This is a genomic window from Bacillus haikouensis (assembly GCF_013179555.1).
GTDB classification, from domain to species: Bacteria; Bacillota; Bacilli; order Bacillales; family Bacillaceae_B; genus Rossellomorea; species Rossellomorea haikouensis_A.
Map to the genome: position 1 here is coordinate 22,592 of NZ_JABMCR010000002.1, position 19,501 is coordinate 42,092.

The window sequence follows — 19,501 nt, forward strand, 5'->3', positions numbered from 1 at the left end:
TTTAATTTTGCAACAAAAATAAAAAAACAAGCTGAAACATTTTACTGTTTCAGCTTGCGCCATAAAGTGGAGCGGTTAATACCTAATCGATCCGCAGCTCTTGTTTGATTATAATTCTCCTCTTGCATAATATGCTCAATAACTCTTTTTTCTATTTCCTCCAGTGTGCCGGAAAGAAATTCTTTATCTGCAGTTATTGTTTCTGCATCCTTTTCTTCCTCTAATTGTTGTTGAATAAGCCTTTTACCGATGACATATCCTCTTTCCCCTAAAACAGCAGCATGAAGAAGTGACTTTAACTGCGCCACATTGCCCGGCCACGAATACTGCTCTAAGAGATCCATCGCCTCTTCCTTCATCTTGATAGCAGAAGTACCGATCTGACCGTGAAAAAACGCGATGAAATAAGTGGCTAACGGTCTAACATCTTCCCTTCTAGCTTTTAATGAAGGAATATGAATCGTTAATATATCTTCATGATAAATGAGAGAATGATAAACCTCCTCTTCATTAGATAAGCCTAATATAACGGTTAAATTCTCTCTTTTCAATTTTTGAACAACGGAAGAAAGTTTTTTTACTTCTTTCATTGATAAAACTTCTACATCATTAATGTATAGAGTACAAATGTCAGGATCAATCCCGTCCTGTATTGCCAGCAAATTCTGGGCCGTTACGTTTGCATAAAGCCCATTACCGGTATGTTTACGATAATGAATATACTGAGAAATCAACTGCTTCCCAGTCCCTTCTGCTCCTAAAAGCAGCCATTGGCTGCTCTTCAAGCTCCTATCAATCATAGAGACACATCTCTTCATTGACTGGCTGTTTGAAATGAGCATTGGCTGCTGGGAGATCGTTTCAACATGAAATCCTTGTTGATGCACTTGTTGGGTGATTATCCCTGAGAACAAAAACAGGTAGTACGTCTGGTTGTTTATCTCTTTCTTCTTAATCCGTTGTTTAATCTGCTGCTTCTCACCAGTCTCTATAATGTTCACTTCATTACTTAAGTCGCTTTCCTCTATCTGCTGGGTAAGTTTAGTTATTGGCAATGGGCACGATTTGAAGTCCGTCCAATTCTGATACACGGTGCGGCCATCCTGTGATAATACAATCATGTTTGATTCAGTTTCTTCTATAAGAGAATGGAGTAAATTTATTTGCAGTTGCTGACTTCGATGCAAGCGATAAATAGACTTCGCTTTTTGAAACGCTTCAAATATCGCTTCCCTGCCAGACTGGATGAGAATTCCTTCGACGTTATGCTTTAGCGCAGCATCCATTGTAATAACATCACCCATGATGAGCTCATAACCCTCAATCTTAAGCTTTTCAACAAGGGAATCCACTTCTTTTGCCTCTTCAACTGTAAACACATCAATTTGGATTTCAAGTAAGTCCTTGATCGCCTTTCCGCCAAGCGTAATGTTTGAGAACCCTACAATCGCCTTCTTACCTGGGAAATCATTCGCTAACGTCAAAACCCTCAGCATATCATAACCTGATACATGAATATCAATGACGGGAATAGTAACCGCTTCTTCAATCAACTTAGAAGTTCCCCCGCGGCTGATGATCACATCAAATCCGCGGTCTTCTGCAGCTTTTGCAACCGGAAGTGCCTCCTGAAGATTCGCAACCTCAATATGTATATCAAGTTCTTTATACTCATGACGGCATTCTTCTAATAAATGAGTCATTGCCGGATAAGGAGCAATGATAAGTGTTTTAATTTTCATTGAATCACACCTGTTTGTTTATTTAACATGATAGCATTAGTATGTTTATGTTTATTTTAACGGTTCGTGGGAGATTAACCAAGCGAGAGCTGGTTTGGTAGAAAATGCAATACATCTCCACTTTGGTAATTTATTGACTGCTTGTCATCATTCATTACTTCAATTAAAAATAATCAGCTATTATGAGGGCAATATCGATTCCCTACTAATGTCTTAAACGAGAAAAGAATCTTATTTGCTCTTGATAAGTCAATCTCTACTTCCAAACATATAATGGTTTGTAGTTGCAGATATATTATTAATAATACTTAAAGCTAATATGGTAGCCAGCACCGAACTCCCTCCGTAACTTAACAAAGGGAGGGGAATTCCTGTGATGGGAACTAATCCGATCACCATCCCGATATTTTCAAAGATATGAAATGTCAGCATTGAAATGACCCCGGCACCGACCAGGATCTCATATTCACCTTTATTTTTCAGAACGATCGTAACAATCTTATAAATTAAAACAAAATATAAGCAAAGAACAAGGGATGAACCGACAAATCCGAATTCTTCCCCTATCACTGTAAAGATAAAGTCTGAATGAGCTTCAGGAACTGCCACTACTCCATCATAAAACCCTTTACCCGTAATGATTCCTGAACCGGAAGCCAATATCGACAACCTCAGTTGATAGCCTATACCCTGCCCATTTTCGAACGGGTTCAGCCAGGAATGGATTCGATCAAGCTGATAATGATCCAGGAATACCAATAATAATTCAGGTTTGTATAAAAAAACGAGGACCAGAGAGGCAATGACCATAATCCCCATAGAAGAAAATAGAAAGAGTATTTTTTTATTTATACCTGAAAGAAATAACATCGCGATCATAATACTCGTGATGACCATTCCAGTCCCGGCATCGGGCTGTTTCAGAATGAATGCCAGCGGGACAAGGGTAAATGAAAACACTTTGAAAAGTAAGAATGTATCTGAGGTTAACGTCCTTTCTCCGTGTTTCTCATTATGGGTTTGGATCACATTTGCTAAAAAGAGAATTAAAAATACTTTCATAAATTCCGAGGGTTGTAAAGAACCAAAGCCAGGAATAGAAAACCATGCTTTCGTTCCTTTAATAACAGGTGCGACACTAGCTGGAGCCAGCATCAATATTGATAGCAGCAGAACACCAAAGCCAAACAAAAATGGTGACAATCTTCTGAGCTGTTCAAAGTCAAAATAGTATACGATGGATGTAAGGGTCATCCCACCAATGAACCATACCGACTGCTTCAGAGCAAAATTCTCCTCATAGGGCAGAAATTTCTGTGCACTATAAATGGATATGCAGCTAATTGCCATAAAAACAAAAACGATAAACATTAAATCAAGATCTAGCTTCTTAAATTTACTAGTTTGCATAAAATCTCCTGTCTATTAAGGTGTGGAAAGTTATGTAGTAATAGTTCGTTTGCTTATAAAAGATAAAGATGGTACTCATTTTCCATTAGGTGGCAATAGGCTCTTCATACTACGCAGCACATGTTGAATGAAACAATAGGATAGGAATAAAAAAGAAAATGCCCAAATAGTTCAAGTTTAATCCTAATCATTATAGTTAGACGATCAATCTAGAGTTTTGGTTTCAAGTTATTACAGAGTTTTGGGATTCTTATACACTAAAATATGAAGTGTCGCCTCTTTTTCACTTTCCTCTGGACATATAAAAAAGAACCTCACCCTGTTTTAAGAGTGAGGTTTTCGCCGGTCTTGAAGTTGTTAAGTACAGGGCTCTGAAGGACGATCGTCCATTATTGCCTCATTGGATAGAGATCAGTCAGCTGCATGCTCCCGTCAATGGAAAAATGCCTTAAACGAATCGTTCACCTATTCACTCCATTGGACAATTTCTATTTCTTCTATATAGTCCAATCTCTCTCAGCTAAATCAAACCAGTTCTTTTGGCATCTATAATCAAGCTGAACTTGCCCCTCAAAGGTAACAAGAGTTGGTGCAGATCTTCAGACAAAATCTGCATACTGAGATGTACCTGCTAGTATAAATTTGCATTTAAAACGCAATATTAATTTAAAGCGCATTATTGCATTACTCAAATGGAGGTGTAACTGAGTTGAATCAAACTTTCGAAAAAAACACCCTTAGATTTCTGTTGGTTTTTGGACTAATAGCTTTTTGTAAATTAATGAAAAAGCCTCCTACAAAGGATTGGATGATGGTTTTTTTATTTAAAGGCTATTTGTCATCTATTTTGGATAAACTCGTTGTTCGTAAAGGATATATTGCATATCCAGTTAAGTTATTTAAATCATTTGATATCAGCTTTATTTTTGATTATTTACTTTATCCAATATCCTGTGTCTACTATAATCAAGTTACGAGAAGTTCAAATATTTTTGGAATCATATTAAAATCATTTTACTTTAGTATCCCCATGGCGCTCGTTGAACATTTTTTTGAAAAAAAGACTAGCTTAATCAAATTCAAAAAAGGGTGGAATACATACACAAGTTTAATTTCATTGACGATCACATTTCTTATATCCCGCGGGTTTATCGCTATAATAAGAAAAGCAAACAACAAGCCTGTTCCTGAGAATAGTTAACGCAGATTTCCATTGGATGATCTGATGTCCCAGGGTACCGTCCTCTCCCTCAGGTGTCATTACAGAGAAAAGAAATTTAGCGAGGCGGATAACTATTCTCCACCATCATGGTGGTATCCGGCAAAACCGTCACTGCCTCCATCATTACCCTCACCATGAAAAATATCATTTATAGTCTCAATTAGGTTCTTTTTCTGGCGTTCATCTTCTAGATATCGAGTATTTATAAAACTCTCTAACGTCATCACTTGTATTGCTTTTTGTTTGTATTTGAAAATAAAGTAGAGACAAAACATTATAATTACAATAACAAGAAACACGATAGACAATACAACAAACCCTATTCACATAAATCTCCCCTTACTTGTCCTGCTGTATAAATATGAGAAGATCAAAGTTAAAATCACAAATTTTAACAAGAAAAAAAATAGAGTCAGCATTAAAAAACAGCGGTTTCTACTTTTCACAGGGAGTGCAATATATCCGAACCTTGTCAACTTATCATCAAACTATACTAAATGTTCAAATTTAGAAAATGAAGAAATATCAACAAATTTGCCCGAATACCAGCGGATACATATGGCTGACCTGCCTCCTTCTTCGTTGTAATCTGCAAAATAAGGGTGTACATACTTTCCCTTTCGTTAGGTGTTCAGTCTCCATTGCTATTCGTTGAGTAAGGGAGACTGTCATAAATCATAAGGTGAGCCAAGGGTCTTTACCCTTGGCTCACCTTGCACAAAAGCGGGACAAGGGACCTGTCCCCCTGTCTCACCCGATATTCCGGTACTCTTCCGCCATTTTCCCGCTTTTTTGCCGGGTGATGGCGCTGATTGCGACGACGATGATGATGTTGCAGATCAGGCCGAGGATACCGGCGTGGATGTCGAATGGCGTTGTTTCAGCGACGAGCTGGTAGTAGTAGTTGACGAATGTGCCGACGATGAGGCCGGTGATGACAGCCGGGCCTGTTACTTTTTTCGAGTAAAGGGCTCCGTAGACACCAGGGGCGAATTGAACGATCGACCCGTATGCTCCGAGCAGGAGGGAAATGAGCCCCTGGCCGCCGAAGACGGTAATGACGTAGGCAAGTCCGCCGACTACGAATACACCGGCTCTCATAAGGAATAACGTCGTTTTATCCGGAAGATCCGGTTTCATGTTCTTGATGACGCCGTCCGTGAACTCGAGGGATGCACTGTGCGTGATGGCATCGGCTGTCGACATCGCTGCGGCCAACGCCCCCGCACCGACGAGTCCGTATACCCAGCCCGGCAGACTGAGGACGGTGGTGATCAGATAAGGAAGGATTTCATCCGGTGCCCCGACATCCGCCGGGTTGACCACATTTACTGCGGAATAACCGACGAACAACAGCGGGATCAGAAACAGGGCAAAGATCGGATAGACCAGCACCGTCTTCTTAATTGTACGGGCATTGGACGCATACGATTTCGAGAACAGATGCGGCCACATCAGGAATCCGATCAGGGATACAAGGATCGTTGTCGTATAGGCCGTTCCTGACATCGTCGAGCCTTCATTCCCTATTTCAAGGAATTGAGGGTTGTCCCGGACGAGATTTGAGAACATTTCTCCAACGCTCCCATGCATCTGGTTGACGATGGCGAGACCGACGACCCAGGAGATGATAATCATCAGCAGCCCCTGGAAGACGTCTGACCAGGCTGCTGCCCTGAGTCCCCCTGTTGCAACGTACACGACGACGATTCCATATGCGAGCAGGGCACCAAGCCATAGCGGAATCCGTCCCTCCGTCATGATATTGAATATGTACGCCATGCCTTTCATCTGTGTGGCAAGGTATTGAATCGAAGCAAGCAGCGCGATGACTCCGATCAGGACCGGCAGCGTCTTGCCGCCGTATCGTTTTTTCATGAAGCCTGCAACGGTGTAAATATTGAACTTGCGGCCGATTTTCCCGATCTTTGGGCCAATGATATACCATGGGAGAATTGCAAAAGCAGTATAAGTTAAAATATAAAGTGCAGGGGCGCCTTTCGAGTATGCCCAACCGGGAGCTCCTAGGAATGAAAAGGCACTGAACACAGCCCCTCCCATCAAGAACCACATCACAACCAGGCCGAGCCCTCCGCCCGCAACCGTAAACTCATCCAGCGAATTTTTGTCATGACCTCTTCCTGCCATCACACCCACGATGAGTGCGATCACCAGGTAGCCGATCATCATGATCATTGCAATCTGCCAATCTGCCATCAGTTTACCTCCTCTTCATCTTTATCGGGATCGATTCGATAGAGTGCCAGTACGATCAGAAAGGTAATGATAATCCACACTATTACCCAGAACACTGAGAATGGCATGCCCATCACGACCGGCGTTGCCCTGTTCCCGATCGAAAACAATGGGAAAATCAGTAACAGAAACGGAATTCCCAGAGAAATGCAATACAATTTGGTAAACGTACTTTTACTCATGTGACGCCCTCCTTTTTGGCTGCGTATTCAATTTCCCCATCTAAAATCGTGCACTCCACCTTTAACTCTCGCAATCTATCAAGTTCACAAGTCAGTATGGAACCATTCAAGATGACCAGGTCAGCAAGCTTTCCCGGCTCGATGCTGCCTTTCACGTGTTCTTCGAAACTGGCATACGCCCCATTCCATGTATATGCCTTGATCGCTTCCTGGACGGTGATCCGCTGTCCGGCCCCGATGATGTTACCGGAATTACTTCTCCTGGTGACTGCCGTGTAGATGCCATGAATCGGGTCCACCGAAGTGATGGGACTGTCAGATCCAATGGCAAAAGGGACGCCGTATTCTGAAAAGCTCCTCAACGGAAAGATACTGTTTACCCGGCCGCCATAGTCTCTGATATATCCGTCCCCGAATTCATAAATAAAAGCAGGATTCGGGATCGGGATTACCTCAAGATCTTTCATTCTTTGAAGAAGATCCGGTGGTGTGATGCCCGAATGTTCGATCCGGTGGCGGTGATCTTGCCTCGGCTCCACCTCAAGCGCGGTTCGGATTGCTTCAATCATCATTTCGACGGCTTCATCCCCGATCGCATGAGCCGTAATCTGCCAGCCGTCCTTGTGCGCTTTTCCGAGCGACTCGTTCAGTTGTTGTTTATTCAAGTAGAGAATTCCCGAATCATCCGGGTTATTTGTATAAGGTTCCCGGGTTTTGGCGGTCGGTCCGCTGCTGCTTCCGTCAATGAAGACCTTGGCAGGGCCGATTTTCATCCAATCGTCGCCGAGGCCGGTCCGTATCCCGCTTTCAAGTCCTTTTGCTACCATTCCGGGGGAATCATGAAGCGAACCGTACAGGGCATAGATTCGTTGTTTGATCCGTCTTGCCGAGACGGCCTCTTGAAGAAAACGGATATGGTCGGGACCGTAGCCGCCTGCATCATGCACACTCGTGATCCCTTTTTCCAAATAGTCTTCTGAAGCGAGTGCAAGCCCTTGCTGAACCTCCTCCTTTGAGTAATTCGCAAACAAGAACATGTTCATATGCGCAGATTCCATTAGAAGTCCTGTCATCTCGCCGTTCTCCCGTACATATTTACCGCCGTTCGGGTCTTCCGCTTGCGGGTCAATCCCCGCAAGTTCCAGAGCTTTGCTGTTCACGCAGGAGATATGCCCGCACGTCCGGACAACGATGATCGGATGATCGGTGGACACCTGATCGAGATCCCAGCGAGTCAGATGCCGGCCTTCTTCATAGTGATTCTGGTTATAGCCCCATCCCCTGATCCATTCACCAGCCGGCGTCGTTTTCACTTTCTCTTTCAGTTTCACGAGAAGTTCCTTGATACTGCCCGCTTCCTTGCCGTTCACCCCGAGCTTGTTCGTACCATAAAGCTCAAGGTGGGCATGTGCATCGATGAAGCCGGGAAGGATACTTCTGCCCTCCAAATTGATGATGGTAGACCCTTCACTTCCCTGCGCAAGAATTTCTTCATTCGTTCCCACTGCAATAATCTTGTTCTCCTCAATCGCCACCGCTTCTCTTACAGAAAATTCAGAATCAACAGTGACCACTTCTCCGTTTATAAAGAGCATTGCTGCGCTCATATCAACACCTCCTGGTATATATAGTTGACGTGCCATTGAGATAGCTTATCGATAAGGCAAATTGAATCGGATGCCTTGGCGGGAATCGCTGTCCAAAGAGTTGAGCCCCCTGGCTTATGCTTGGCTGATTCGTACCGCCGTTCTATAAAGCAGCTGGACTCCTTTTTCAATATCCTCCATTTCAGCGAATTCGAGCGGATTATGGCTGATTCCTTTTTCGCAGCGGACGAAGATCATACCGTAATCGCTGATATAAGACATGATCAGCGCATCATGAAACGGACCGCTCATCAAGGTCGGGGAATCAAGGCCGAGCTTCCCATCTTCCTCTTTCATGATGTCCTTTATCCAATCCGCACAATATCTCGGCTCGCTGCGCGTGTCCTCTTTGATTTCATACTTCAGTTTGTATTCCGCTGCAGATTCTTCAATGATGTTATACATCTTTTCTTCAAGACGTGTGCGCGCTTTGAGGTCGATATCACGCAGATCGACTGTGAACTCCACTTTTTCTGCAATGATATTCCGGGAGTTAGGGAATACCTGCATGCTTCCGACCGTCCCGACTGTCGTTTCGGTCCCTTCCTTTTTAACGAGATCATCGAATTTACGAATGATGTCGGATGCACCGAGAAGGGCGTCCTGCCTCATAGGCATCGGCACCGACCCTGCATGACCGGCGAAACCTTCAAGCGTGACAGTCAGCCAGATCGGACCCGAAATGCCGGACACGATCCCCACCGGTTTCTTCTTCTGCTCAAGGACTGGCCCCTGTTCGATATGCAGCTCCAGAAACGCAGCGATATCCCCTTTTTGATAGACCGGGCTTTGAGAAAGATCAGGCTCGACGCCGAATTCCTTCAATGCCTCCCTTCTCGTCACCCCTTGTTTATCCTTGCGATCAAGTTCGCCTTCCTCCAGCATACCTGCCAGTCCCCGGACCCCGAAGATCCCCTTATTGAAACGGCACCCCTCTTCGTCGGAGAAGCAGATCACTTCGATGGTACGCTGTGGCGTGATCCCATTCTCCTTCATGCTGTGGACGACCTCAATCGCCCCGAGTGCACCGGCTGTACCATCGAATCGTCCGCCATATGGCTGGGAGTCGATATGGGAACCGAGAATGAGGATCGGTTTTTCTGGCTGAGAGCCTTCAATTCTTCCAATCAAGTTTCCGAACCCATCGATCTTAGTCGTCAGGCCGGCTTCTTCCATCCAGCCTTTAACAACTTCTACCGCCTTGCGGTCTTCCTTCGAATGAGCCAGACGGCATACCCCTGTCTCGCCTATTTTCCCGATCTCGGCCAACTCCTCGAGATGCCGTTTTAAACGTTCTCCATTGATTGACATAGTGTGAATCCCCCTTGGTTTTGTTGGACAGTTTGGTGATTTTTTTCATGAATGGTCCTGGTGGCTGGATAGATTTAGTGGTTGTTTGGGCGCTGATTAGGTATATGCGAAAGGTTTGTTTTTAACAGGGAAGATCCAGTCTGCGCCACGAATGGTTTGATTTATCATTTAGTTTATTTTGAAAAAGCTTATTATTCATTAGACACTTTGTCTATGAAATTGTGAATAACCCTTACATAACGTAAAAAAGATGGAATATTCGGAAAATAAATAATGCAGTTCATTTAACGTTTTGTCTGCCGACACCCCCCTTTTCATTTTGAAGAGCTCTTGCCCTCGTCATGTTAGGTTCTAGACCGGGTGGAATTAGTCCTGCCTGGTTGTCGAAAATGAAACAATGGACTCAAAATGGAGCGGTTTTTGTAGAAGGGTCGGGGAATAATGATGAGACTCGGGCATTATTTTGGATGCGTCGTATTTTATTATATGAGTTTTGAGCACTATACTATGAGTTTGAGCATTATACTATGAGTTTTTGCTGTTATTCTATGAGTTCCGGGATTAATCTCCCGTTTTTTCCAATCGTCTCTTAATCCGGCAGCATATATCCCTGTTAATAAATATAACCTCTCACTACGAGCATTGGCTCTGCAGTAAAAGGCTGATCCAGTCGTACATCGGGCAATATCCTGCAGGACTGTTCACTTCAACTTCCTCAACTCTACTTTACCTACAGTAAAGTAGAATGGCGAAGGAAACGGAGGTACTTTCCGTTTTTTCATGCGGTCAACGGCTATCGAAAGCCAGTTGCGTTTCTGATGGAGCCCGGTGAAATACATGTACAGGGTACCTTCATCGTCTACCGATTCACCGTAATGACCGCACGGACTTCCGATTCCGTTCCGGTACCATTCTTCACCTTCATCTGCATCGAGGATACATAGCGGGGACGGCGACCAGTTATCCCGCAATCCGTTCGGCTCTGTTCCTTCAAGCAGCCACAAACCTTGCTTGGGGAAATCTTTCCTTCCATATAAATTCGTGCTTCTGCAGACAGCCATTTCATAGCCCGGACCAATGGAAGGATGAACGGATGCATCATAGTAATTTTCATTTTCATCAAACAAAGTAACCGGTTTTGACCAGTGATGGATCCCATCCTTGCTTTCAGTATATTGAATCCGGTAACTTGGATATCCTGTTTTGCCTGTTTCCTGCTTAGTGGTCACATACCAAATCCGCCACAGGCCATCGAAGTATCTCGCTTTCGGTTCTAGCACATTGAGACTGTCTTCCGTGCCTGTCAATATAGGAGCAGGATGACGCCTCCAGCCCTTTGGTGTCTTTTCGATCACGCCGATCGAATAGGGTGCCTGGTTATCGACCACCTTGTTCGAAGCCCTGCCAGTATAATAGATCCGTTCAACTTCCCGTCCATCCGTATCCCTTCCGGCGACATAGCAGGGTGTATGATAACCGAAGGAATCCCAGCTTCCCTTCCCCGAATTGGAAATGATCGGCATGGCTTTATTCGAATGACCCTCCCTGGTTGTGATCGTCCAACGGTCACTCCTTAGAGTCTCCCCCACAGGGAGTGTCGCGGTAAAGATATTATTCTTAAAATTTGTCTGGAACCCGCCGATGAACATCGTCCATTGATCCCGGATCTTCACGACATGAGGATCCCCAATCCCGAGAACATTATTGATGGTGCCGTAACCCTGGATTTGATCAAATAGTTTTACAGGCTTGCCGATATGGAATTCCATTTCATGATCATCCCTCTCTCTCTTCATGGGTCTATTCTTCCCAATTTTTACTTGTTGTAAAAAGCAGGATGTAAGCTGTATTCAGTTATACCACTCATTCCTTCACGAGCATTGGTCCCGCCACATGCAGAACTACATCTGCTGTAAAGTGGGCGATGATGGCAAATTCAAGTCCCATGAAGATAAAGAGTGCACCGAATACGAAACCGCCGATGCCGTTGATGATGAGCATGCTGAAGAAGATACCCGTCGTCATATCGAAATTGGATGAAGCAACACCATGGTGCATGAGGCCGAATACCAGTGAGGAATGCACGATTGCCGTCCATTTCTTGGGTGGTAAAGACCTTTCATCTATGGCTATCCCAAGATAATCAAGGATATATCCAAAGCCTTTTGCCCGGTGAAGACACACATTCCTATACCTATGAATTGAGCGGGCTATCCGCAGCGGGATTAAAGAGCACTCTTCAGGAGATAAACGAAAACCTTGAACTCCCAGCAAAAATTGAATTTGAATAAGAATAAAAGGAGGAATGATCATGATTTGGCTGTATATTCTAATCCCCGTACTTATTGTCTCGGCAGTTGCAATCTATTTTGACAAGAAATCGGGAATGAAGATGCCTGACTCCCCGGAGAATGCGATAAAGGTCGACCAGGCGGAGAAGCAGAATCGGTTGAATACCTATGGGAATGATTGATAGCGTCAATTAGAATATTATGTAAATTAACTAAATTAGCTGTGGATTTGGCAAGAATAGTGACGGATTTGGCAAGATTAATACTCTTTACGGCAAGAACATTCCTCATTTCCGCAACAATATCACTTAAATTAGCAAGAACAATTGACTTATCCGATCAAGACCTTCAGTTGTCTGCTTAAAGACCGGTCTTATTTGGGGACAGAGATCCGTTTGTACAGGGGGAGGGAGTCAATCCTGCCGGAATCACCGCTAATCCTGCCGATTTGGTCGTTATTCCTGTCTAAATCAGTGTTAATCCTGCCGATATTGAGGATAATCCTGCCATTTGACAGAAAATGCAAATTATCACCCAGGTAATTTTGTTTTCAAATTGGGAATTGTCCAACAGAATAATATCCAAACCGTCCAACTATATATTTCTTCACACTGTTTCTCCCTTACTTTCGTTACTACCTTCATTGCATCAAGGTCTTCGGCTGAAATATCGTTTTGTATTTCCAACTTCATTCAAACACCACCTCTGATCACCACCGATAGATTATCAGCAGGAAATGTATAGTCGAAACTACGATAATGAAGATAGCTGCCCCTAAGGTCCAATGTCCATTTATCCGTCATCCTCTTTAGTATTCATCTATTGCTATAACGAAAGAAAATAACCCCGTTAAAAAACTGCTAAAAGCAATCCAAACAATATTTCCTGTCTTCAAAATATAAATCCAAACCAATATAATCACGGACGCCAGAAAAATCTTTGTTAAATGAAACCGATTCAAACTCATCTTGCTTTTTTTACGAACGGGCTTATCGCTGTCCCTATTGAAATCCCGAATAGCGCTGAAAGGGAATAAAAACCTATTGCCATCCCTTCCCATCGCCCAATACCAAAGATGCTGTAGATGAATGTACAAATACACAGCAGCCCCAGAATCGCTGAAACGGTAAAGAACATAGTCAACTTCATTACTTTCGACATTACCAATACAACTACCGCCGAAAAGGCGCAAAGCAAGATCAATGGTAACCATCCCTCTAAGTACAATGTAAAATCCCCTTCACTTCTATTTAAGAATTAGACGTAAGTAGAGATAAGGATGTTTGATAGAAAGAATTTATTGTACACGCCTATAAATCAACCTTGATGTTTCCCATCATCTTTTCAATCCGGTTAAAACTTTCCTTCAACCAAGGCGGGGCATCCGGGTGTTGTCGAACCTCATCACTCGTCATCCAATAGACACACTCAACCTCTTCATTGCTTTTGTTATAGGCTGTTCCCTCACGGTGTTGACAAAGAAATACGACATCAACAACCGGACTCCCCTTGTCAGTGACGAAACTTGAGCTGTGAACATAGTGCATCTCGTCTTCGATTTCCACCCCAACTTCTTCATCGATTTCTCTTTTCAGTGTATCTTCCAGCACATCATAAGAGGCACCCGTCCAATCAACTTTGCCTCCCACTAATGCCATTGTCCCTGGTGCATGCTCTTCATTGGCGTCTCTTTTTATAAGCAGAAACTTGCCATCTTTCATGATTGCGGCTTGTACATTAACGATAAACATATGAATCACCCCAAAATTAGTTATTTTTAAGTTTTTATCCTGGGAGCAGGCAGTTCTTGCTTCTCCCTTGGCTTGTTACAGACAAACCAAACGAATCCAGTCGGTACGTGGGGTAATACTGCAGGAATCACTGTTTCCCCTGCCTATTAAGGAATTTTTCTGTCGAAATATTGTTCATCCTGCCAAAACCAAGGTTACATTAAATGTAAAAACCCCGCTTCAAACCGCCGCCTCTTCAACATTCACTACTCACAAAATCCGCTCTCCAACCGTCTTCATAATCGCAAAATACTCCCTGATAAAATAATTCACCCTTACGATGAACGGGGAACCTCCGCCAAGCCCTTCACTATCAAGGCCAAGTTCGTCAGCGAGCATCATCGCGCGGACGACGTGATAGTCGCTTGTTACGATGAGGATGTTGGGATCTTTGAAACCCTTCTGGTTTAGGATTTTCTTAGAATTCAGCAGATTTTCAAAGGTGGTGGTGGAGGTTTTCTCGTAGATGATACGGTCCTCTGAAATACCGTGTTCCATCAGGTATATCCCCATCGCTTCGGCTTCCGGTATCGATTCCCCTTCGCCCTGACCTCCAGACACCACCACAGGCAGGTCTTTGTTTTCCAGCAAAACTGTTTTTCCAGCTTCCAGTCTTGATAGCAGTGTTTTTGACGGGATGTCGCCTTTCAGTCCTGCCCCAAGAATAATGACCGCATCGATTTCTTCCACATCGACATCCTTTGACTTCTCAAGCTCGTAAAAAATGAATCCTTCGACCGCTATGAAGGATAGCAGGAACAGACCGTAGACAGCCATTAAAAACCTGGCCGTATAACTGAGCGGTTTCTTCAATGTGGCTCTGTACTTTTTTTGAAGAATAACGATCATAAGGATGAAGACAAGATTGGCTGCAATGAACAGTACACCGAACGTACGGCCGAACAGGACTAACAATAATCCGATGATCAGAATCGGGAATATGTAAATGGGTTGCAGATTTTTCATGTCTTTCTATCCCCTCTCTGGTGCAGCAATGATACTTCAGCTACTTCACTTACTTTCTATTAAAAGGGAAAGAATTCCTTTTTTTCAGGTAAAAAGAACGTGGATGAGTTTGATCTCCCCAACAAATAATTTATTTGTTTATATTTATACAGACAATTCACCTGAGTGTTTATCTATAAAACGTTGACACTTAACAAACTTTATAATAATATGTTTACAATAAAGCAAACGTAAATTATTTTTGTTTGTATTATTTTGAATGACGGGAAGTGAACCACCATGGAACTTTCAACATTGTTTTGGGAAGCCTCTTTGGAGGAACTGAAGAGCGGATATATACAGGAGAACGATTCCTTTACTTGCCTGCTGTGCGGCGAGAAGGTCGAGAAAGGGATTGTGTATCCTTTTGAGGATCGTTTATACGATGCGGAGAGGTATATGAGGATTCATATCGAGATGGCGCACGGAACGGTTTTTGACTATTTGGTCGGGATGGATAAGAAACTTACTGGCATTACCGATCATCAGAAGAGCCTGCTGCGCCTCTTTTACCAGGGAAAAAATGATAAGGAAGTCCAGAAGGAACTGGAGATCGGGAGTACCTCTACCATCCGCCATCATCGTTTTGCTTTGAAAGAGAAAGAACGGCAGGCCAAGACGTTCCTGGCGATGATGGAGCTGCTTAAAGAAAAAGACGAGTATGCACCAGCCTTTTTGCCTGTGCATAAAACGGCCGCCATGGTCGATGACCGCTATAATGTCACGCAAGAAGAACAAGAGAACATTTTGAAGAAATACTATCCAGACGGGACATCTGCCCCTTTGCTGAAATTCCCGCCAAAGGAGAAGCAGCGCCTGGTCGTCCTGCGTGAGATTGCTCAACAACTGAAAGACGGGCACTTGTACGGTGAACGGGAATTAAATGAATTCCTGAAACAATTTTATGAAGATTATGTCATGATCAGAAGATATTTAATTGAATACGGCTTTGTAGACCGCAAGCCGGATGGAAGCCAGTATTGGGTGACAAAGTAATAGAAGGAAGGTGAAAAAGGTGGACTATAAAAAAGAATTGAAACAGCAGTTCAAAGAAGCCCCCGTCGATGCCGGGGTTTACCAGATTAAGAATGAAGGAAACGGGAAGGTATTGGTAGGCAGCACCAAAAACCTAAAGACGCTGAACGGGATCAAATTCATGCTCGCGAACGGCACTTACACCACTCACAAAGAGCTTCAGGAAGAATGGAACCACTTTGGGAAGGACGCATTTGAATTTGAAATATTAGAGAAATTAAAGAAGAAAGATGACCCTTATTTTACCGAGAAAGAGGCACTGCTTGAGCTTGAGGAAAAGTGGCTTGAGGAGCTTCAGCCGTTTGGGGAACGCGGATATAATAAGAGATGAAGCAGTGAGAAACGACTCGTTCCGGGAGAATGAGTCGTTTCGTTTTTTATGGGTCTCTATTCTTTAAGGATCTGTTCACTTTCGCCACTGTCCGGCTCCTTACCATTCAAGATCCGAATCATATAATATGAAACGAAAATCAGGACCATTCCAAATGACAAAAATATGCACCCTGCTGCAAGGAAGGAATCGATGTAGCTCTCCATCATAATATGATACATGTCAGTATCCGCACTGCCTTGCTTTGTGAGCCACTTCTCTGCTGCAGCCATGCCGAAGTTGCTGCTGTTAAACAGCATTACTCCGCCGGCTATCGCTGCAACAAAACCTATGATTACCCTTGCCAGTCTTCTTTATGCATAATGCTCCTCCCTTATATCCACTATCCCATTCCTCGATATATTAGCCATTGGTGAAAGCTGTAAAAAGAACTTCCCTTAAGATAAGTCAGCAACTGCAGATGGTGATGATTTTTTTCTTCATTATCTGCAGCGATTGATGCATCGGCTTATGATTCTACTAACTTCTCAATCTTTCCTTGTAACCGCAATGCTTCTTCTCACTGCGGAGGATTTTGTCTATTTTGAATCGGCCGATTAGTACACGGACATCTTGATCTTTCTGGAAAAAATCTTGATGCTGTATGTATAGTTGATGGAACCACTCCAATGCCAGCAATCGTCGGATGTTTTCATTAATCGTTCCTTCTTCGGGTGTCCGCGCAAAAATATCTGCATGGACATGCCGAAATTGGCAAGAATTTCAATCAGCATGGTTCACCTCTCCTTATTGCAGACTTTAAGTTGGAACTACTAATCCCTGTTCAACTTTTGGGCAATGTCCCATAATAATCCGATTATCACACCCAGGGAGATCGAGACAAAATAATAATCTGTCATATCTGTATCGGTAAGCATATTCAATGAAGTGTTGCTTGTCCAGCCAACCACCCCTCCTGCAAACGCACTGAATGCGGTGAGATTCCCTTTTTTCTTTTCGGTTTCGGTTTGTTCCATGTTTGATTCTCCTTTTCTGTTGTTTTCACTCCTAGCATGATGATGGCAGGAGTATGTTAACTAGTTTGATATTACCATAAAATGTTATTACTTAGTGAGTAGTATAGGGGAAATTTTCCTGATAATTGTGATCCATTATTTGTCTCCAGTCAGTTTTTTAATCCTCTTCAAAACAGAGCATCAGTGGCCAAGTCCCCGGAATAATGAAACACTTCTCCTCCTACCTTAAAACATAAACTTCCTGAACTCTTCTGCCCCTGTCTCCATATTTTTCACTTTAATTTGATTGCTGTTCACTTCCTCTTCTCCGACAATTACAACATACTTCACTTTTTCTTTATTAGCCCTATCCAAAGCCTTTCCTAACTTTTTATTATTCATTTCAAGTTCCACTGTGTGCCCTCCTTCCCTAAGTTTCTGTGCTACCTGGAAGGATTCTTTTAAAGTATTGACGGGAATCACGTAGTAATCGATGTCAGACTCAGCCCAATTCGCCTTGCCGGTTACTTCAAATGCTGAATAGATGACATCCAGTCCAAATGAGATTCCTACGGTGGAAAAGGTTTTCCCGTTTTCAAGCAATCCGCCAATGATATTGTCGTACCTTCCACCGCTGCCGATGCTGGATTTGATTTCTTTATTTCCAAGGAAAATCTCATAAATTGTTCCAGTGTAAATGTCGAGTCCCCTTGCCAGGAACGGATTGAATTCACATTTACTTTCCACTCCAAGAATCTCTAGGAATTCCTGTAGTTCTTTAAGTTCTGTGAGTCCTCTCTTTATTTCTTCATTTTCATCTTCAGCATAAAACGTAAGGTCTTTGGCTTCTTTGATAAAATTTTTAATCTGTTCAATGGTTTCTCCAGAGATTCCTTTTTCATTCAACTCTTCTGTGACAGCCCCGATCCCCTTCTTTTCCAATTTATCCAGGACAAGGATCACTTCGCTGCGTTTCTCTTCAGGTGTCCCGCATTTTTTCAACATTCCGGCAAGCAGGTTTCGGTTGTTGTATTGGATGGTGACGTCCAGCTCCAATTTGTTAAAGATATCTAACGCCATCACCATCATTTCCGCTTCGGCAGCCTGTGATTTAACGCCGACGACATCGACATCACACTGAGTGAACTCTCTGAACCTTCCTGCCTTAATCGGACCGTCCCTGAACACCTTTCCAATCTCATACCGTTTGAAAGGCAGCTTGATTGTCGGATTCATCGCCGCTACTTTGGCAAACGGGATCGTCAGGTCATACCGTAATGAGAGGTCGCGCTCCCCGCGGTCTGACAGAGTGTACATTTCTTCAAGAATTTCAGCTCCACCGGCATACTTAGAAGCAAGAAGACTCGTATAATTCAGGATCGGTGTCTCTAAAGGCTTGCAGCCATACTGAATAAAGGAATCTTCAAGTGTCCTCCTGATCTTCCGTCTAATCATCTCTGCCTCAGGCAGGTAGTCCTGAGTTCCCTTTACATTTTGATAATCCATTTTCTTCATAATGTCTCTCCTCCATTTTTCCGTAAATAAAAAACCGCACTTGAGTTAAGTGTTAAACTTAATCAAATGCGGTTCATGAGAAATAGCCTTCCTATGTTGGATTCTTTTAAAAATCCACCAGCAAAGCTACTTGATATGATGATGCAATTGTGACTGGGTTATGGTCTTACGATATTTGTCCATAGTGGTCACCTCTTCATTTTATGTATAATATCATATAGGTTGAAAGCTTTCAATATTTATCCAATTCATGCGAACGTGTGCCGGTATCCAAGTTTATATTAATAGGCTGAAATCATTGATGTTATCGGCAAGAATGTTGGCCATAACGGCAAATTATTGTTCAATCCGGCAGGAATTTCGCTCAAACTGGCAAGATTTTTAATGAAATCTGCAAGAATCAAAGGGTTAACTTGATCAAACTGTCCGAAGAGCATGTTTTCATCTGTTAAACTCCGTCATCATGGTTTCGTATGACCGGTTAGACCTGACTCGTCGTCTTAATCCTGCCGATTTGAGGGATAATTCTGCCGGTATCACACGTATTCCTGCCGATTCCGCTTATGATTCTGCCGGAATCATACATAATCCTGCCACAATGACTGCGAATCCTGACGATTAACATTAAATCCCAAAACTGCAGCCGATCTACATGAATGCCAAAGCAATCCCTACAAAATCAATCCAGACTTCAAGTCCACCTCTAATACCTGGTCCACAGACCCTCGAAAAAACTTAATTTGTCAACCCAATTTTTCCCCGCCAGATTG

21 protein-coding genes are annotated in these 19,501 nt (G+C 43.2%); 4 read left to right on the plus strand and 17 right to left on the minus strand.

The annotated features are described in order from the left end of the window. Positions 1–41 precede the first annotated feature (41 nt). Both HP456_RS00395 and HP456_RS00400 read right to left on the minus strand, forming a co-directional pair. The gene (locus tag HP456_RS00395) at positions 42–1,742 is read right to left on the minus strand and encodes a sigma-54-dependent transcriptional regulator (protein WP_172248027.1); all 1,701 of its coding nucleotides are present in this window, start codon (positions 1,740–1,742) and stop codon (positions 42–44) included. 249 nt (positions 1,743–1,991) lie between these two features. Next, on the minus strand, positions 1,992–3,152 hold the full coding sequence (locus HP456_RS00400) for an FtsW/RodA/SpoVE family cell cycle protein (RefSeq protein ID WP_172248028.1): 1,161 nt from the start codon (positions 3,150–3,152) through the stop codon (positions 1,992–1,994). 709 nt (positions 3,153–3,861) lie between these two features. Between HP456_RS00400 and HP456_RS00405 the strand changes: the two genes are divergently transcribed. Continuing rightward, the gene (locus HP456_RS00405) at positions 3,862–4,353 is read left to right on the plus strand and encodes a CBO0543 family protein (RefSeq protein ID WP_172248029.1); all 492 of its coding nucleotides are present in this window, start codon (positions 3,862–3,864) and stop codon (positions 4,351–4,353) included. Between the two features lie 92 nt (positions 4,354–4,445). On the opposite strand, the gene HP456_RS00410 is transcribed toward HP456_RS00405, so the two are convergent. From HP456_RS00410 to HP456_RS25275, 7 genes are all read right to left on the minus strand, one after another. Next, positions 4,446–4,682, minus strand: coding sequence for a hypothetical protein (locus HP456_RS00410; protein WP_172248030.1), 237 nt, complete (start codon positions 4,680–4,682; stop codon positions 4,446–4,448). A 442-nt stretch (positions 4,683–5,124) separates the two neighbouring features. Beyond that, on the minus strand, positions 5,125–6,591 hold the full coding sequence (locus HP456_RS00415) for a sodium:solute symporter family protein (protein ID WP_172248031.1): 1,467 nt from the start codon (positions 6,589–6,591) through the stop codon (positions 5,125–5,127). Next, the gene (locus tag HP456_RS00420) at positions 6,591–6,812 is read right to left on the minus strand and encodes a DUF3311 domain-containing protein (protein ID WP_172248032.1); all 222 of its coding nucleotides are present in this window, start codon (positions 6,810–6,812) and stop codon (positions 6,591–6,593) included. Before HP456_RS00420 ends, HP456_RS00415 begins: the two co-directional genes overlap by 1 nt. Continuing rightward, a complete protein-coding gene (locus tag HP456_RS00425) occupies positions 6,809–8,419 on the minus strand; it encodes an amidohydrolase (RefSeq protein WP_172248033.1) in 1,611 nt (536 codons plus the stop codon). Before HP456_RS00425 ends, HP456_RS00420 begins: the two co-directional genes overlap by 4 nt. A gap of 114 nt (positions 8,420–8,533) precedes the next feature. Beyond that, entirely contained in the window at positions 8,534–9,769 is a 1,236-nt protein-coding gene (locus tag HP456_RS00430; protein ID WP_172248034.1) for a Zn-dependent hydrolase, read from the minus strand. A 701-nt stretch (positions 9,770–10,470) separates the two neighbouring features. Next, positions 10,471–11,565, minus strand: coding sequence for a hypothetical protein (locus HP456_RS00435; protein WP_172248035.1), 1,095 nt, complete (start codon positions 11,563–11,565; stop codon positions 10,471–10,473). Positions 11,566–11,632: 67 nt separating this feature from the next. After that, complete coding sequence (locus HP456_RS25275; RefSeq protein WP_172248036.1) at positions 11,633–11,953, minus strand: CPBP family glutamic-type intramembrane protease; 321 nt, start codon at positions 11,951–11,953, stop codon at positions 11,633–11,635. 127 nt (positions 11,954–12,080) lie between these two features. Here HP456_RS25275 and HP456_RS00445 point away from each other — a divergent pair, with 127 nt between their 5' ends. Then, positions 12,081–12,242, plus strand: coding sequence for a hypothetical protein (locus HP456_RS00445; protein ID WP_172248037.1), 162 nt, complete (start codon positions 12,081–12,083; stop codon positions 12,240–12,242). Positions 12,243–12,590: 348 nt separating this feature from the next. Here the strand turns inward: HP456_RS00445 and HP456_RS00450 are convergent, their stop codons facing one another. From HP456_RS00450 to HP456_RS00465, 4 genes are all read right to left on the minus strand, one after another. After that, on the minus strand, positions 12,591–12,752 hold the full coding sequence (locus HP456_RS00450; RefSeq protein ID WP_172248038.1) for a hypothetical protein: 162 nt from the start codon (positions 12,750–12,752) through the stop codon (positions 12,591–12,593). A 271-nt stretch (positions 12,753–13,023) separates the two neighbouring features. Further along, the gene (locus tag HP456_RS25575) at positions 13,024–13,221 is read right to left on the minus strand and encodes a YesK family protein (protein ID WP_376766179.1); all 198 of its coding nucleotides are present in this window, start codon (positions 13,219–13,221) and stop codon (positions 13,024–13,026) included. Positions 13,222–13,370: 149 nt separating this feature from the next. Next, entirely contained in the window at positions 13,371–13,811 is a 441-nt protein-coding gene (locus tag HP456_RS00460) for an NUDIX domain-containing protein (RefSeq protein WP_172248040.1), read from the minus strand. 249 nt (positions 13,812–14,060) lie between these two features. Continuing rightward, positions 14,061–14,816, minus strand: coding sequence for a YdcF family protein (locus tag HP456_RS00465; protein WP_172248041.1), 756 nt, complete (start codon positions 14,814–14,816; stop codon positions 14,061–14,063). 279 nt (positions 14,817–15,095) lie between these two features. Here HP456_RS00465 and HP456_RS00470 point away from each other — a divergent pair, with 279 nt between their 5' ends. Together HP456_RS00470 and HP456_RS00475 are read left to right on the plus strand one after the other, a co-directional pair. Next, on the plus strand, positions 15,096–15,851 hold the full coding sequence (locus HP456_RS00470; protein ID WP_172248042.1) for a DUF2087 domain-containing protein: 756 nt from the start codon (positions 15,096–15,098) through the stop codon (positions 15,849–15,851). A 19-nt stretch (positions 15,852–15,870) separates the two neighbouring features. After that, positions 15,871–16,221, plus strand: coding sequence for a GIY-YIG nuclease family protein (locus HP456_RS00475; RefSeq protein ID WP_172248043.1), 351 nt, complete (start codon positions 15,871–15,873; stop codon positions 16,219–16,221). 56 nt (positions 16,222–16,277) lie between these two features. On the opposite strand, the gene HP456_RS00480 is transcribed toward HP456_RS00475, so the two are convergent. From HP456_RS00480 to HP456_RS00495, 4 genes are all read right to left on the minus strand, one after another. Next, the gene (locus HP456_RS00480; protein WP_172248044.1) at positions 16,278–16,520 is read right to left on the minus strand and encodes a hypothetical protein; all 243 of its coding nucleotides are present in this window, start codon (positions 16,518–16,520) and stop codon (positions 16,278–16,280) included. A gap of 297 nt (positions 16,521–16,817) precedes the next feature. Then, a complete protein-coding gene (locus tag HP456_RS00485; protein WP_172248045.1) occupies positions 16,818–16,994 on the minus strand; it encodes a hypothetical protein in 177 nt (58 codons plus the stop codon). A 39-nt stretch (positions 16,995–17,033) separates the two neighbouring features. Beyond that, positions 17,034–17,237, minus strand: a complete 204-nt coding sequence (locus HP456_RS00490; protein ID WP_172248046.1) for a hypothetical protein — start codon at positions 17,235–17,237, stop codon at positions 17,034–17,036. A gap of 225 nt (positions 17,238–17,462) precedes the next feature. Then, entirely contained in the window at positions 17,463–18,731 is a 1,269-nt protein-coding gene (locus HP456_RS00495) for a histidine--tRNA ligase (RefSeq protein WP_281357927.1), read from the minus strand. Positions 18,732–19,501: the final 770 nt, after the last annotated feature.

Bases quoted from the DNA above. Each gene is read 5' to 3' on its own strand.
- HP456_RS00395 (WP_172248027.1), bottom strand. From the start codon at position 1,742: ATGAAAATTAAAACACTTATCATTGCTCCTTATCCGGCAATGACTCAT.
- HP456_RS00400 (WP_172248028.1), bottom strand. From the start codon at position 3,152: ATGCAAACTAGTAAATTTAAGAAGCTAGATCTTGATTTAATGTTTATC.
- HP456_RS00415 (WP_172248031.1), bottom strand. From the start codon at position 6,591: ATGGCAGATTGGCAGATTGCAATGATCATGATGATCGGCTACCTGGTG.
- HP456_RS00420 (WP_172248032.1), bottom strand. From the start codon at position 6,812: ATGAGTAAAAGTACGTTTACCAAATTGTATTGCATTTCTCTGGGAATT.
- HP456_RS00425 (WP_172248033.1), bottom strand. From the start codon at position 8,419: ATGAGCGCAGCAATGCTCTTTATAAACGGAGAAGTGGTCACTGTTGAT.
- HP456_RS00430 (WP_172248034.1), bottom strand. From the start codon at position 9,769: ATGTCAATCAATGGAGAACGTTTAAAACGGCATCTCGAGGAGTTGGCC.
- HP456_RS00435 (WP_172248035.1), bottom strand. From the start codon at position 11,565: ATGAAGAGAGAGAGGGATGATCATGAAATGGAATTCCATATCGGCAAG.
- HP456_RS00445 (WP_172248037.1), top strand. From the start codon at position 12,081: ATGATTTGGCTGTATATTCTAATCCCCGTACTTATTGTCTCGGCAGTT.
- HP456_RS00450 (WP_172248038.1), bottom strand. From the start codon at position 12,752: ATGAAGTTGGAAATACAAAACGATATTTCAGCCGAAGACCTTGATGCA.
- HP456_RS25575 (WP_376766179.1), bottom strand. From the start codon at position 13,221: ATGTCGAAAGTAATGAAGTTGACTATGTTCTTTACCGTTTCAGCGATT.
- HP456_RS00460 (WP_172248040.1), bottom strand. From the start codon at position 13,811: ATGTTTATCGTTAATGTACAAGCCGCAATCATGAAAGATGGCAAGTTT.
- HP456_RS00465 (WP_172248041.1), bottom strand. From the start codon at position 14,816: ATGAAAAATCTGCAACCCATTTACATATTCCCGATTCTGATCATCGGA.
- HP456_RS00470 (WP_172248042.1), top strand. From the start codon at position 15,096: ATGGAACTTTCAACATTGTTTTGGGAAGCCTCTTTGGAGGAACTGAAG.
- HP456_RS00480 (WP_172248044.1), bottom strand. From the start codon at position 16,520: ATGCTGTTTAACAGCAGCAACTTCGGCATGGCTGCAGCAGAGAAGTGG.
- HP456_RS00485 (WP_172248045.1), bottom strand. From the start codon at position 16,994: ATGCTGATTGAAATTCTTGCCAATTTCGGCATGTCCATGCAGATATTT.
- HP456_RS00490 (WP_172248046.1), bottom strand. From the start codon at position 17,237: ATGGAACAAACCGAAACCGAAAAGAAAAAAGGGAATCTCACCGCATTC.
- HP456_RS00495 (WP_281357927.1), bottom strand. From the start codon at position 18,731: ATGAAGAAAATGGATTATCAAAATGTAAAGGGAACTCAGGACTACCTG.